The 14126-nt window shown below is 68.4% G+C and carries 12 protein-coding genes; 9 read left to right on the forward strand and 3 right to left on the reverse strand.

From position 1 onward, the window contains the following. Positions 1 to 110 precede the first annotated feature (110 nt). The 8 genes from purL (at position 111) to ON20_RS02520 (ending at position 9105) form a co-directional block, all read left to right on the forward strand. Positions 111 to 2402 (forward strand): phosphoribosylformylglycinamidine synthase subunit PurL, encoded by a 2292-nt coding sequence (gene purL, locus ON20_RS02485; RefSeq protein WP_040833200.1) that lies wholly within the window; start codon positions 111 to 113, stop codon positions 2400 to 2402. 256 nt (positions 2403 to 2658) lie between these two features. Beyond that, on the forward strand, positions 2659 to 4395 hold the full coding sequence (locus ON20_RS02490; RefSeq protein ID WP_040833201.1) for an alpha/beta hydrolase: 1737 nt from the start codon (positions 2659 to 2661) through the stop codon (positions 4393 to 4395). Next, positions 4392 to 5114, forward strand: a complete 723-nt coding sequence (locus ON20_RS02495) for a CPBP family intramembrane glutamic endopeptidase (RefSeq protein ID WP_083864516.1) — start codon at positions 4392 to 4394, stop codon at positions 5112 to 5114. Before ON20_RS02490 ends, ON20_RS02495 begins: the two co-directional genes overlap by 4 nt. A 48-nt stretch (positions 5115 to 5162) precedes the next feature. Next, a complete protein-coding gene (locus ON20_RS02500) occupies positions 5163 to 5672 on the forward strand; it encodes a WapI family immunity protein (RefSeq protein WP_040833202.1) in 510 nt (169 codons plus the stop codon). 127 nt (positions 5673 to 5799) lie between these two features. Next, positions 5800 to 6906: a CAF17-like 4Fe-4S cluster assembly/insertion protein YgfZ gene (gene ygfZ / locus ON20_RS02505; protein WP_040833203.1), complete on the forward strand. Its 1107-nt coding sequence runs from the start codon at positions 5800 to 5802 to the stop codon at positions 6904 to 6906. A gap of 102 nt (positions 6907 to 7008) precedes the next feature. Further along, positions 7009 to 7767 carry an MOSC domain-containing protein gene (locus ON20_RS02510; protein ID WP_083864521.1) on the forward strand — a complete coding sequence of 253 codons (759 nt, stop codon included), beginning with the start codon at positions 7009 to 7011 and terminating at the stop codon, positions 7765 to 7767. Further along, complete coding sequence (locus tag ON20_RS02515; protein ID WP_040833205.1) at positions 7767 to 8720, forward strand: asparaginase; 954 nt, start codon at positions 7767 to 7769, stop codon at positions 8718 to 8720. The genes ON20_RS02510 and ON20_RS02515 overlap by 1 nt, the downstream gene beginning before the upstream one ends. A gap of 175 nt (positions 8721 to 8895) precedes the next feature. Beyond that, positions 8896 to 9105: a DUF3073 domain-containing protein gene (locus ON20_RS02520; RefSeq protein ID WP_040833206.1), complete on the forward strand. Its 210-nt coding sequence runs from the start codon at positions 8896 to 8898 to the stop codon at positions 9103 to 9105. 331 nt (positions 9106 to 9436) lie between these two features. Here ON20_RS02520 and purM read toward each other — a convergent pair whose 3' ends face one another. From purM to ON20_RS02535, 3 genes are all read right to left on the reverse strand, one after another. Then, positions 9437 to 10516: a phosphoribosylformylglycinamidine cyclo-ligase gene (gene purM, locus ON20_RS02525; protein WP_040833207.1), complete on the reverse strand. Its 1080-nt coding sequence runs from the start codon at positions 10514 to 10516 to the stop codon at positions 9437 to 9439. Between the two features lie 136 nt (positions 10517 to 10652). Then, on the reverse strand, positions 10653 to 12269 hold the full coding sequence (gene purF, locus ON20_RS02530; protein WP_040833208.1) for an amidophosphoribosyltransferase: 1617 nt from the start codon (positions 12267 to 12269) through the stop codon (positions 10653 to 10655). Between the two features lie 183 nt (positions 12270 to 12452). Continuing rightward, positions 12453 to 12857 carry a sterol carrier family protein gene (locus ON20_RS02535; protein WP_040833209.1) on the reverse strand — a complete coding sequence of 135 codons (405 nt, stop codon included), beginning with the start codon at positions 12855 to 12857 and terminating at the stop codon, positions 12453 to 12455. 276 nt (positions 12858 to 13133) lie between these two features. Here ON20_RS02535 and ON20_RS02540 point away from each other — a divergent pair, with 276 nt between their 5' ends. After that, complete coding sequence (locus tag ON20_RS02540) at positions 13134 to 14054, forward strand: aminodeoxychorismate lyase (RefSeq protein ID WP_040833210.1); 921 nt, start codon at positions 13134 to 13136, stop codon at positions 14052 to 14054. The last annotated feature ends 72 nt before the right edge of the window (positions 14055 to 14126 follow it).

Consider the following 14126-nt stretch of genomic DNA (forward strand, 5'->3'; position numbering starts at 1 on the left):
ACAGTAGACTCACAGGCGTATTTCGCGACAAGCCGGCAGCACCGACGCATCGCTGCGGCGGGCCCGCGGGTTGTCCTCCCATGCCTGGCCGAAAGGACCTTGGTAATCCCGTGAGTGAGCAGGTCGATACCGTCGCCACCGCCGCAGCCACCCCGGACACGCCGCAGCCGTACGCCGAGCTCGGCCTGAAGGACGACGAGTACGCCCGGATCCGGGAGATCCTCGGGCGCCGACCCACCGATGCCGAGTTGGCCATGTACTCGGTGATGTGGAGCGAGCACTGCTCGTACAAGTCGTCGAAGGTGCATCTGCGCTATTTCGGCGAAACCACCACCGACGAGATGCGCGCGTCCATGCTCGCCGGTATCGGCGAGAACGCGGGCGTGGTGGATATCGGTGACGGTTGGGCCGTCACCTTCAAGGTGGAAAGCCACAACCATCCGTCCTATGTCGAGCCGTATCAGGGCGCGGCCACCGGTGTCGGCGGTATCGTCCGCGACATCATGGCCATGGGCGCCCGCCCGATCGCGGTGATGGACCAGCTGCGCTTCGGCGCCGCGGATGCCGCCGACACCCGCCGGGTGGTCGACGGGGTGGTCCGCGGGATCGGCGGCTACGGCAACTCGCTGGGCCTGCCCAATATCGGCGGCGAGACCGTCTTCGATGCCTCTTATCAGGGCAATCCGCTGGTCAACGCGCTGTGTGCCGGTGTTATGCGGGTGGAGGACCTGCATCTGGCCTTCGCGTCCGGGGTTGGGAACAAGATCATCCTGTTCGGTGCGCGCACCGGTCTGGACGGGATTGGCGGTGTATCGGTCCTCGCTTCGGACACCTTCTCCGGCGACGAGTCCGGCACCGGCCGCAAGAAACTGCCCAGCGTGCAGGTGGGTGACCCGTTTACCGAGAAGGTGCTCATCGAATGCTGTCTGGAGCTGTACGCGGCCGGGTTGGTCGTCGGCATCCAGGACCTGGGCGGTGCGGGCCTGTCGTGCGCCACGTCCGAACTCGCCGCCGCCGGTGATGGCGGTATGCGGATCGAGTTGGACAGGGTACCGCTGCGGGCGGCCGATATGACACCGGCGGAAATCCTGTCCAGCGAATCGCAGGAACGGATGTGCGCGGTGGTCGCCCCGGAGAACGTGGACGCCTTCCTCGCGGTCTGCCGTAAGTGGGATGTGCTCGCCACCGTGATCGGCGAGGTCACCGACGGTGACCGGCTAGTGGTGACCTGGCACGGTGAAACCGTGGTGGATGTGCCGCCGCGCACCGTCGCACACGAGGGTCCGGTCTACGAACGCCCGGTGCGGCGCCCCGACGACCAGGACACCCTCAACGCCGCCGGCCCCGAGGACCTGCCCCGCCCGAAAACCGCCGACGAATTGCGCGAAACTCTGCTGCGGATGGTCTCCGGTCCCCAGCTGTGCAGCCGCCGCTGGATCACCGAGCAGTACGACCGCTATGTGCGCGGCAACACCGTGCTCGCCGAATACGCCGACGCCGGCATGATCCGGGTCGACGAGCGGACCGGACGCGGTATCGCCCTGGCCACCGACGCCTCGGGCCGCTACACCAAACTCGACCCCTACGCCGGTGCGCAACTGGCCCTCGCCGAGGCCTACCGCAATGTGGCCACCACCGGGGCCACACCCAAGGCGGTCACCAACTGCCTGAACTTCGGCTCTCCGGAGGACCCCGGGGTTATGTGGCAGTTCCGGGAGGCCGTGCGCGGGCTCGCCGATGGATGCGTGGCGCTGGGCATCCCGGTCACCGGTGGCAATGTCAGCTTCTACAACCAGACCGGCCAGGTCGCCATCCTGCCCACCCCGGTTGTCGGCGTACTCGGCGTCATCGACGATGTGCACCGTCGCATTCCGACCGGGCTGGGCCTGGAACCGGGCGAAACACTGATCCTGCTCGGTGACACCCGTGACGAATTCGGCGGCTCCATCTGGGCGCAGGTCGCCCACGATCATCTGGGCGGACTGCCGCCCACGGTCGACTTCGCCCGGGAGAAGCTGCTGGCGGAGGTGCTCACCGCCGGCTCGCGGGACGGCATGATCAGCGCCGCGCACGATCTGTCCGAGGGTGGGCTGGCCCAGGCCGTGGTCGAGGCCGCGCTGGCCGGCGAAACCGGTTGCCGCATCCTGCTTCCCGAGGACGCGGACCCGTTCGTCACCCTGTTCTCCGAATCGGCGGGACGAGTGCTGGTGGCGGTGCCGCGTTCGGAGGAGACCCGTTTCACCCGCATGTGCACCGCTCGGCAGCTGCCGTGGGTGCGGATCGGCGTGGTGGACCAGGGCTCGGATTCGATCGAGGTCCAGGGACAGTTCTCCATCCCCATGGACGAACTCCGCACCGCCTACGAAGGCACCCTCCCCACCCTTTTCGGCAAGGAAGCCTGAGCCCCGCACTTTCGCCCCACCGAAGCCGCCCCGCCGCCGCCTCCGTCGGACTTGCTTCCGTCGGGACCCACCCCGCCGGAAACCGACCCGTCGGGGGCCTCGCCGTCGAGGCCCCGTTCGCGGCCCGGCTCGGGTTTCCGTGCCCGCAGCGTAACGGCCGAAGGCCGAAGTCGCGGGCACGGAAACCCGAGCCACAGGGGGGCCGCGAACACGACCGCGCGAAGCGCGGTCCATAGATACAGCCATACTGGGTTGTGTGCTCGAGACGGCCGATACCATCACCCGGCTGCGGATCCGCGGCGTCGCGATGGTTCGGCGTACCGAGCGGATCATCGATCTGAACTATGTCGGGCTCGTGGTCGCCACGGCCTTCTTCGCTCTCTCGGTGACCCCGTCGTTGCTGCCGCGCGATTGGATGTTCCAGGGGTTGATCAGCGGAATCAACGCCGCGATCGGGTACGGCGTGGGATGTGTCCTGGAATGGCTGTTCCGGCTGTGGGTCCGGCCGCGGCTGCGGGGTATCTCCATCCCGCCCACCTGGACCCGCTACGCGGTGAAATCCGCCGTACTGATCAGCTGCGGTCTCAGCGCCGCGTACATGCTGGTGCACTCGGCGAGTTGGCAGCGGGAGATCACCGCGCTGATGGGAATGGAGGGCACCACCACACCGGCCTATCTGCGCACCGGTGGGCTGAGTATGACGGTGGGGGTGTTGGTGGTCGCGGGCTACCGCACGATGCGCGAACTGGTTCTGTTCCTGGCCCGGCAGCTCAACCGCTGGGTGCGGGTGCCACGCGCGCTCGCGCCGGCCGCGGGGCTGCTGCTGCTGGCGCTGCTGGTGGTGACACTGTTCAACGGCGTCGCCTCCCGGGTGTTCTTCGCGGCCGCGAATTCGGCGTTCAGCGTGCGTAACCACCACACCTCCGAATACGCGGTGCAACCGCAGGCGCCGGAGCGGTCGGGCAGCCCGCAATCGCTGGCCGATTGGGACACCCTCGGTTTCGAGGGCCGCTGGTTCGTCTCCCACGGGCCCGACGCCGAGCGGATCTCCTGGGTCACCGGCCGACCCGCGAAGGAACCGATCCGGGCCTATGCGGGCCTGGAATCCGCCGAGGAGGGACAGACCCAGGCGGAGTTGGCGGTCGCCGAACTGGAGCGGGCGGGTGCTTTCGACCGGCAAGTGCTCGTCGTCGTCACCACCACGGGGACCGGCTGGGTGAACACGATGGCGGCCGAGGCGATCGAATACATGTACGGCGGCGACAGCGCGATCGTCGCCACCCAGTACTCGTATCTCCCCAGTGCGCTGTCGTTCCTGGCGGATCGCGGGAAGGTCGCGGTCGCGGGCCGGGAACTGTTCGACGCCGTGCATCGGCATTGGGCCGCTCGTCCGCCCCGGGCCCGGCCCAAACTGCTGGTGTACGGGGAGAGTTTGGGTTCCCAGGGTTCGGAGGCCGCATTCGACGGGCTGGCCGATCTGCGGGCGAAGGTGGACGGCGCGCTCTGGGTGGGGCCGCCCAATTCGAACCGGTTGTGGCGACAGTTCGTCATCCGCCGCGATCCCGGTTCCCGGGAGGTGCAGCCGATCTACGCGGACGGCCTGGTGGTTCGCTTCGCCGCCGACCGTGACGAACTCGCGCGCCCGGGACCGGAATGGCGGGTGCCTCGTATCGCCTACCTGCAGCATCCGTCCGATCCGATCGTGTGGTGGTCGCCGGACCTGATTTTCTCCCGCCCGGACTGGCTGTCCGAACCACGCGGCGTGGATGTGTCGCCCCGGATGCGTTGGGCGCCGTTCGTGACGTTCTGGCAGGTGAGCGCGGATCTCACCAACGCGCAGGGGGTCAGTTACGGACACGGTCACCGCTACGGCAGCCTGGTGTTGGACGCCTGGGCCGCCGTGAGCCGGCCGCCGGATTGGAATCCCGAACTGGCCGAGCGCATCCGGGTACAGATCGCGGCCGCCGAGTCCTACGAGCGGGAGGTGAAATGACGGGTCCGGCCCGGACGGTCGCCGCGGTGGCCGCGCCGCTGGTGTGGAGCAATCTGTTGCTGCCCCGGCTGAAGCTCGGCCATCGCGGGCGCACGGCGGCGAACGCTGCCGCCGCCACTTGCTACGCGGTGGTCTTTCGGGCGCGGCCCCACTGGGCGTCGGCCCAAGGCCTGCGCTATGGGCTGGGCTGTGCCGCAGTGGTCGTCGCTGGATACGCCGCGGCCACCGCGATCGCCCCGCTGCGGCGGGTGGTGGGTGGTGCCGGTGAGCGCGCTCCCGATATGGGCACTGTCGAATGGGTCGGGGTTCATATCCCGATCGGCACGGTGTATACCGAGGAACTCGTCTTTCGCGCCACTCTGGACCCCCTGCTCGACAAGACGTTCGGCGAGCGTGTCGGCGCCGTATTGGGCGCGTCGGCCTTCGGGCTCTGGCATATTCATCCCGCGCGCAGTGCGGGCGACAGCGTGCCGGGCACCGTCGCCTTCACCACCGCCGCCGGTCTGGTTCTCGGCGCGCTGCGCCGTCGCGCCGACAGCGCGACCGCTCCCGCGCTGCTGCACTGGGCTGTCAATGCGGGTGGCGTACTCGCGGCGCGGACGGTACGCCGATATTCCGGCGGGCCGGCCGGCATGGCGGCGAACCACCACGTCCGAGACGGCTCTACGGGTCCGAGGGCCGGTATGGGGGACCCACCGCGGCGGCCGGGTACGGCGTGATCGCGGCGTTGTTCGGCACGATCGGGAAGATGGTGACACACTGCGCCGGTGAAGTTGATCGACTGTGACGGATACGGTGTGGAACTGGCAGTCGCCGACTATCAGTTTCCGGAACACACCGATCCGCGGATTCGGTACAGCTGGTTGGTGATCGCCGGTTCCGCGTACTGCCCTCTGGGAAACTGGTCCTTTCGCTGGCAGGCACTGACGCTCGACGACGCGGTCGAGCTCGGCCACTGGCTACGGCGCCTCGCGGAGCACGATATCGGCGCGGTGGATGGCCGCGACGGTACGGCCGGTGCCGCGAAACTGGCGTTCACCGAACCCAACCTGACCTTCGCCTCCGGCCGGTGCGCCGAGGGGGATATCGACCTGCATATCGGCCTGGATCTGGAGTTCTCGCCGCCGTGGCGGAAACGGACGAGCGCCGGCGATCCGTCCGTCGTCACCGTCCGACTCGCTCCGCAGGCGGTTGCGACGGCGGCGGCCGAATGGACCGCCGAGGTGGACGGCTACCTCCCACCGGGCGGGCGGTTACCGCGGTGGACGGCACGGTGAAATATCCGTGCCGAGTGTGTCCCCGCGCGCTGCGGGGTGGCTCCGGCCGCCGGGCCCGAGCCCGGTCTCGTGGCCGGGCGACCAGGGCCTGGAGCGCGGCCGGCGGTTCAGGCCCTACAGTGGTGGGGTGGTCGTCGAACCCAGCCCTGTTCTAGCGGTACCGGGAGCGGTCGCCGCCGCGCCCGACTCCCCCGACGCCGCCGTGGCATGGCATTACGGGGATCCACTCGGTGAGCAGCGTGCGGCGGTCGAGCGGGTGGCGGTCGTGGATCGCTCGCATCGCTTCGTCCTCACCATCGGCGGCGCCGAACGGCTCGGTTGGCTGCACACCATCTCCAGCCAGCATGTCGCCGACCTCGCCGACGGCCAGTCGGCGGAAAACCTGGACCTCGATCAGAACGGTCGGGTCCTGCACCATTTCGTCCTCACCGAACTGGACGGCACGGTATGGGTCGATACCGAGGCCGAGCGCGGTCCCGACCTGCTGAACTTTCTCACCAGAATGGTCTTCTGGGCCGATGCCCGACCGAGTGCGGCCACCGACCATGCCGTCCTGAGCCTGCTCGGCCCGCGTGTCGACACGCTGACCGGGACGCTCGGTATCGACCGGCTGCCGGACGAGAAGGCCGTACCGCTGCCCGGTGGCGGTTTCCTGCGCCGAATGGCCTGGCCGACCGCGGACTCCTTCGATCTCGTCGTGCCGCGTGAGCAGCTGGGTCGGCGGTGGTCCGAGCTCACCGCGGCGGGTGCCGAACCGGCGGGGTCCTGGGCCTTCGAGGCGCTGCGGGTGGCCGCGGTGCGGCCGCGGATCGGCCTCGACACCGACGACCGGACCATTCCGCACGAGGTGAACTGGATCGGCGGTCCGGACGAGCACGGCGCCGTCCACCTGAACAAGGGCTGCTATCGCGGTCAGGAGACCGTCGCCCGCGTGCACAATCTGGGCAAACCCCCGCGCCGACTGGTGCTGCTGCACCTGGACGGTTCCACCGATGAGCGCCCGGCCGTGGGCGAGGCGGTCACCGCGGGGGGTCGCGCCGTCGGCAGGCTCGGTACCGTCGTCGACCACTACGAGCTCGGGCCCATTGCGCTCGCGCTGGTGAAACGTGCCGTACCGGTCGACACCCGTCTCGCGGTCGGGTCGATGGCCGCCGCCATCGACCCTGATTCGGTGGTCGACGACAATACTCCGCAGGCCGGTCGGCAGGCGGTCGAACGACTGCGCGGCCGCTGATCGGTGGCGGCCGATACCGACCCGGCCGGGCCGGGAGAAGACCACGGACGCCCGGACCGATTCCGCGGCCACGGCGGGACCGGGGGAGAGGAGTGTGCGCCGATGCGGGTCGGTGATACCGGATGGGTATTGGACGTCTGCGTGGTGCACGCCGAGGTGACGGTGCCGGGACGGGTGGGACGCAGTGCCATCGACAAACGGCCGGTGCTCGGGCGGGTGGCGGCGCGCCGGCTCGGATTGGTCGGCGATCATGTCTGCAATACCGAGTATCACGGTGGGGTGGACCAGGCGGTATACGCCTACGCCGAGGAGGATGCGCGCGGTTGGGCCGACGAACTCGGGCGGGAGCTGCCCAGCGGCTGGTTCGGGGAGAATCTGCGGCTCGGCGGACTGCCGGTGAGCGACGCGGTGGTCGGTGCGCACTGGGTGATCGGCGACGCGCTGTTCGAGGTGAGCGCGCCTCGGGTGCCGTGCGCGACATTCGGGTATTGGAGTGGGGAGCGGCAGTGGGTGCGCCGGTTCGCCCTGCGCGCGAACACGGGCTGCTACCTGCGGGTGCTCGAGGAAGGCGCCGTCGGGGCGGGCGATCGGGTCGAGATCGTCCATGTTCCCGAGCACGGGATCACCGTCCGCGATGTGTTTACCGGCCATGATCCCGCTCTGTTGGATCGCCTGCTCGTCGTGGAGCCCAGTATCTCCGACGATATCCGGACGCAGATCGCCCGCCGTGCCCGCCGCGGGTCCGGTACTGCCGCCTCCACGGGGGTTGACGGCGCGGACACGCGCGAGGGTGTCGGATCCGCCGGCGGGCAGCCGTCCTCGGGTGGGACGAATACGGCATCGGCGACGGAGGTGCGGTGATGGGTGTCGAACTGGTCGAGGTGGTGCGGTCCGGATTCCGGGAATGCGTACACCGGGGATCGGTGGTGATCACCGGGCCGGACGGAGAAGCGGTCTTCGAGGCCGGCGAGGTGCACGTTCCGATCTATCCGCGCTCCACCAACAAGCCCTTGCAGGCGCTGGCTCTGCTCCGGCACGGCTTCGACCCCGTCGACGAGCGGGAACTGGCCATCGCCATCGCCTCGCATACCGGGGAGCGGCACCATATCGAGCTGGTGCGGCGTCTGCTCGATCGGTATGGCTTCCATGAACGCGATCTGGCCTGTCCGCCCGATCTCCCGGCCGACGAGGGGGCCCGGGCCGCGGTGGTGGTGCGCGGTGCGCGGCCGAACCCGATGTACATGAACTGTTCCGGCAAACATGCCGCGATGCTGGCCACCTGCGCCGTGAACGGCTGGCCGACACACGACTACCCCGACGGCGCCCACCCCTTGCAGCGGGCGGTACTCGAGGTGGTGACCGAGTTGACCGGTGAACCGGAGGCCGACCTGGGGATCGACGGTTGCGGTCTGCCTATCGTGCCGGTATCCCTGGTCAACCTGGCGCGGGCCTTCGCCGGCCTGGCCATCGCGGACGAGGGTTCCCGGCCGCGGCGAATCGCCGATGCGATCCGAGCGCATCCAGGCGTGATTTCCGGCACGAACGGGCCCGATCTGCTGGTCATGCGCGCCGTGCCGGGGCTGGTCTGCAAGGTCGGCGCCGATGGCGTGCACGCGGGGGCGCTCCCGGATGGAACCGCGTTCGCGTACAAGGTCGATGACGGTTCCGATCGGGCGAGAATCCCGCTGACCATGGCGATTCTGCATCGTATGGGCGTCGAATGGTCGGACGAATTGGCGGAGTTGGCCGCACCTCCGGTTCTCGGCGGCGGAGCACGTGTGGGTGTGATTCGGGCCATACCCGGAGTGCTCTAGGACACCCCACCGCATGGCGAAACCCGGGCAAACCGGCCCGGGAGGCGGGGTATCCCGGACTCGCGGAAGCGCGACGGCCGGACACGCGCTAAAGTGTCTGTCAGGAAGAGTATTAATTCGAACGGGGTCGCCACCAATCCCCAGGCCGCCCCGCTGTGACGCGAGGGGGTCAGCCATGGGTCGTGGCCGGGCTAAGGCAAAACAGACCAAGGTTGCTCGTGAGCTGAAGTACAGCTCGCCGACGACCGACTTCGCGAGCCTTCAGCGCGAGCTGTCCGGTAGCACCAACTCCCGGCGGAGTGGTGTCCTGTCGGACGAGCACGACGTGGACGAGTCCTTGTCCCGCTGGAACGAGGACGACTACGACGACGACTGGCGCCGCTGACTCGGTGCACACAGGCTGGGGGGAGGCCGAAGGGCCTCCCCTCTCTCGTTGTGCCGGTCAGCGGTTCCGTCGTGATGTCCGCAGGGGCTCGTGGCGTCGGTACGTACCGTCGGCTGTCGGGTTCGCTCGCGGATGAACTGTTGGTTCGCCCGCGGATGGTTCGACTCGTCGGCGATTCACCCGTCCTCCCGACGAGGGCATACGACAGACCGGCGTAGCGTCGCTGTTCCGCGACGGTGTGCCGCGCCCATCCACTCCGGTTCCGGATGCGAAGGGCGAGCCGCACCGCGTAACGCGGCTCGCCCTCGCCTCCGACGGCCTCGGAGGCGAATCAGAAACGCGGATGCTCGCCCACCAGGGCCACGCGGTCGCTATCGCTGTCCTTCGCCTTCTTGACACTGCCCAGCGTCCAGCATTCGATATGCCGGGCGGTGAGCACGGCCAGAGCCCGGTCCACATCGTCGGGCGCCACCACGGCCACCATCCCGACGCCCATATTGAAGGTCTTCTCCATCTCCGCGCGCTCCACCCGACCGCGCTGGGCGATCATCTTGAACACCGGTGCCGGGTTCCAGGTGCCGCGGTCGAGTTCGGCGACCAGACCTGCGGGCAGTACCCGGGCCAGATTGGCGGCCAGTCCGCCGCCGGTGATGTGGGCGAAGGTGCGGACATCGGTCTCGGCGATCAGCGCCAGGCAGTCCTTGGCGTAGATCCGGGTCGGCTCCAGCAGTTCCTCGCCGAGGGTGCGACCGAATTCCTCCACATGCCCGGTCAACGACATCCGGTCGATTTCCAGCAGTACCTTGCGCGCCAGGCTGTAGCCGTTGGAGTGCAGCCCGGAGGAACCCATGGCGATCACCACATCGCCGGGGCGTACCCGGTCGGGCCCGAGGACTTCCTCGGCCTCCACCACACCGACGCCCGTGGCGGACAGGTCGTAGTCGTCGGGGCCCATCAGGCCCGGATGTTCGGCGGTTTCGCCGCCCAGCAGCGCGCAACCGGCCCGCACGCAGCCCTCGGCGATACCGGAGACCAGTCCGGCGACCTTCTCCGGAACGACTTTGCCCACCGCGATGTAGTCCTGTAGGAATAGCGGTTCGGCACCGCAGACGACCAGATCGTCGACCACCATGGCGACCAGATCCAGCCCCAGGGTGTCGTGTTTGTCCATCGCCTGCGCCACCGCGATCTTGGTGCCGACCCCGTCAGTGGAGGCGGCCAGCAACGGCTCACGGTAGCTCTTCTTCAGTGCGAACAGTCCGGCGAAACCGCCCAGTCCGCCCTGGACCTCCGGACGGCTGGCCTTGCGTGCCAGCGGGGCGAACAATTCGACTGCCCGGTCGCCGGCCTCGATATCCACACCGGCCGCGGCATAGGAGGCGCCGGCGCCACTAGAGGTCTGTTCAGTCATCGTCGGGGAAAGCTCCAAACCGAATCCGCGGGTTGATTGCCTGCTCACGCTACCGGAATCGGATAACGGGCATGCAGCGGTGCCGACTTGCTATGACAGATCACCGCGGCGGACGAGGTGGTGCGCCCGTGCCGGATCAGGGACGGCTCAGCGCGCCGGCGTTCGCGTTCTCGCTCAGTAACTCGGTTTCCGACCGTCCGCTGAGCATCGGCTCCAACACGTTCTTGCCGATCGCCGCCTCGGTGGGCAGCGGAATCGGATAGTTGCCGTCGAAGCAGGCGCAACACAACCGCGAACGCGGCTGTTCGGTGGCGGCGACCATTCCGTCGAGGGAGATGTAGCCGAGGGTGTCGGCGCCGATCGAGCGGCGCACCCCCTCCACCATCTCGCGCATGGCGGTCGAATCGGGGGTGAGTTCGGCGAAATCTTCCGCGGAGTCGACACCCGATCCGTTGGCGATCAACTCGGCGGGTGAGGCGAAATCGATGCCGTAGAAGCACGGCCACTTCACCGGCGGCGAGGCGATCCGCACGTGGATTTCCAATGCGCCGGCCTCGCGCAGCATCCGAATCAAGGCCCGCTGGGTGTTGCCGCGCACGATGGAGTCGTCCACCACGATGAGGCGTTTACCGCGGATCACTTCGCGCAGCGGATTGAGTTTGAGGCGGATACCGAGCTGGCGGATGGTCTGGCTGGGTTGGATGAAGGTACGACCCACATAGGCGTTCTTCATCAGGCCCTGCCCGTACGGTATGCCCGAGCCCTGGGCGTAGCCGACGGCGGCGGGGGTACCGGATTCGGGGACCGGGATCACCAGGTCGGCCTCGACCGGATGCTCCCGGGCCAGCCTACGGCCGATCTCCACCCTGGTGGCGTGCACCGAGCGACCGGCGATGGTGCTGTCCGGGCGGGCCAGATAGACGTATTCGAAGACGCAACCCTTGGGCTCGGGGTTGGCGAAGCGCAGCGAGCGCACACCGTCGGCGTCGATAGCCAGCAGCTCACCCGGCTCGATCTCCCGCACGAAGGAGGCGCCGACGATATCCAGCGCGGCGGTTTCGCTGGCGACCACCCAGCCGCGGTCCAGGCGGCCCAGGCACAGCGGGCGCACACCGTGCGGATCGCGGGCGGCGTAGAGGGTGTGTTCGTCCATGAAGGTGAGGCAGAACGCGCCCCGCAGGGTGGGCAGCAGTTCCATGGCCGCCTGCTCGATACTCGAATCGGCGGCGGCGTGCGCCAGCAGGGCGGTTATCACGTCCGAGTCCGAGGTCGCGGCGATCGCGCCCGGCCGGCTCGACTGTCCGGAGCCATCGGTCAGACCCAGTTCCCGTGCCCGGGCGGCCAATTCGGCGGTGTTGACCAGATTGCCGTTGTGTCCCAGGGCGAGCCCGGAACCGACCGCCGTGGTGCGGAAGATGGGCTGTGCGTTCTCCCAGGTGGTCGCGCCGGTGGTCGAGTAGCGACAGTGCCCCACCGCGACATGGCCGGGCATGGCGCCCAGCGTCTGCTCGTCGAACACCTGGCTGACCAGACCCAGATCCTTGAAGACGAGCACCTGCGAGCCATCGGCGACGGCTATTCCCGCGGCTTCCTGGCCTCGGTGTTGTAGGGCATACAGGCCGTAATAGGTGAGTTTGGCCACGTCTTCCCCGGGAGCCCATACTCCGAACACTCCGCATTCCTCGCGGGGCGGGTTCTCCTCGATATCGGTAGCAGGGGAATTGCTGACAAACTGCTGGTCGGCGTGGGTCACCGTATGCTCCCTGATCGGGCGGGCTGGGGGCTGCCAATATTCTACGGGGGCGAAGGCGGCCGCCGATATCGCCGCCCGTATCCGCTCGCATACCGACACTCGTTCGCCGGCGAATCCCGTCTGTTCGCCGGCCTCTCGAATTCGCGGCGTTCGGCCTGGATATCGGGGCGTTGGCCGGGACGATCAGGTGTTTCGTTCCGGACTCACCCGGACCAGAGGTAACCAGCGGGCGATATCCGGGGCGCGCTGTCCGGAGGCGTGCAGCGCCCCGGAATCGCGGGCGTCGGCGTAATCCCGGAGGCCGGTGGCCAGCAGCAGCCAGGTGCGCGGATCCGTTTCCACCACATTCGGGGGTGTGCCGCGGGTGTGCCGCGGGCCTTCGACGCATTGCACCGCGACGAAGGGGGGAATCCGAACCTCCACCGAATGCCCCGGTGCCGCTGCGGCCAGGGCGCGGGCGGTGGCGCGCACCGCCGCCGCCAGCCGGTTTCGCGGGGGTGCCGGCGCGGTGTCGTCGAGCAGCCAGGCCCGCACCTCGGTTACCGCGTCGCGTACCTCGGCCGGGTCGATAGTCGTCCGTCGTGCCACGCTTCGACTCTATTCGTCGGCATTCACGACCGGCGCCGGTCGGATGTGGGGTATCGACGTGTCGTGGGCGGGATTCGCCTTGTGCGGTCCGGTCGATTCGGGCCGTGGCGGCTGTTCGAAATCGGAATTCGGGTGCGAAGTCCGTAATGCGAATTAGGCCGCGATGCCCGTAATTTCGCGATATACCGACGGGGCCGTCGGAAGCGGGGTGGCGCAGGAGTGCCGCCACGATTCATAACCGCTCATCATGGGGCATATTGGCCTACGCTCGTTCGCATGGTGGATCGAGTTCTTGTAACACTCGACGGTACTGTCCGGGATGCGGGCCGGCCGTTGTTGTTTGCCGACGACATAGGCGTGCTGCGTGGTGACGGCGTTTTTGAGACGCTGCTGGTGCGCGACGGCACGGCGTGTGCGCTCGAATTCCATCTGGCCCGGTTACGCCGTTCGGCCCAGGCGCTCGATCTCCCCGAGCCCGAGATCGCCCGCTGGCGCGCGGTGGTCGAGCGGGCCGTGAAGGAATGGGGTTCCGACCGCGAGGGCATGATGCGGTTGGTGATGACCCGGGGCCGCGACAGCGAGGTCGATACGCCGCGCTCGGCGCTCATCTCGGGTGAATTGTCCGACGCGGTACCGGTTCCCACCGCGTATGCCATGGTGTCACCGGTTCCCGAGCGGGTGCTCGCGGCTCGGACCGAGGGCGTGTCGGTGGTGACGTTGGCCCGGGGAGTGTCCATCGACCTCGCGCAGGAGGCGCCGTGGCAGCTGCTGGGAGCGAAAACGCTGTCGTATGCGACCAATATGGCGGCCCTGCGTTTCGCCGCCCGGATGGGGGCGCAGGACGTGATCTTCACCAGCACCGAGAACCGGGTGCTGGAGGGCCCGCGTTCCACGGTGGTGATCTGCAGGGACAAACAGCTGATCACTCCACCGGCCAAGAACGGTGTACTGCCCGGGGTGACCCAGCGGGCGCTGTTCGCCGAGGCGGAGAAGGCCGGCTACGATTGCCGGTACGAATCGTTGTTCACGGCGGATCTGTTCGCCTGCGACAGCATCTGGATGTTGAGCAGCGTCACGCTGGCGGCCCGGGTCAATTCACTGGACGGCCTGCGGATGTCGGCGCCGGACAATGCCGAGGAGATCATCGGGCTGGTCGATCGCGGGGTCGAGCGGGCGGGCACGATCGCGGACTGGTGAGCACTCGCCGTCCGGACCGGTGAGGTGATGTTCCGCGCTGCTTTCGCATCGTCGGATACCGAGTTCACCTGC

This window comes from Nocardia brevicatena NBRC 12119 (assembly GCF_000308495.1).
In the GTDB taxonomy this organism is placed as follows: domain Bacteria; phylum Actinomycetota; class Actinomycetes; order Mycobacteriales; family Mycobacteriaceae; genus Nocardia; species Nocardia brevicatena.

Bases quoted from the DNA above. Each gene is read 5' to 3' on its own strand.
- ON20_RS02495 (WP_083864516.1), top strand. From the start codon at position 4,392: ATGACGGGTCCGGCCCGGACGGTCGCCGCGGTGGCCGCGCCGCTGGTG.
- ON20_RS02510 (WP_083864521.1), top strand. From the start codon at position 7,009: ATGCGGGTCGGTGATACCGGATGGGTATTGGACGTCTGCGTGGTGCAC.
- ON20_RS02515 (WP_040833205.1), top strand. From the start codon at position 7,767: ATGGGTGTCGAACTGGTCGAGGTGGTGCGGTCCGGATTCCGGGAATGC.
- ON20_RS02520 (WP_040833206.1), top strand. From the start codon at position 8,896: ATGGGTCGTGGCCGGGCTAAGGCAAAACAGACCAAGGTTGCTCGTGAG.
- purM (WP_040833207.1), bottom strand. From the start codon at position 10,516: ATGACTGAACAGACCTCTAGTGGCGCCGGCGCCTCCTATGCCGCGGCC.
- ON20_RS02540 (WP_040833210.1), top strand. From the start codon at position 13,134: ATGGTGGATCGAGTTCTTGTAACACTCGACGGTACTGTCCGGGATGCG.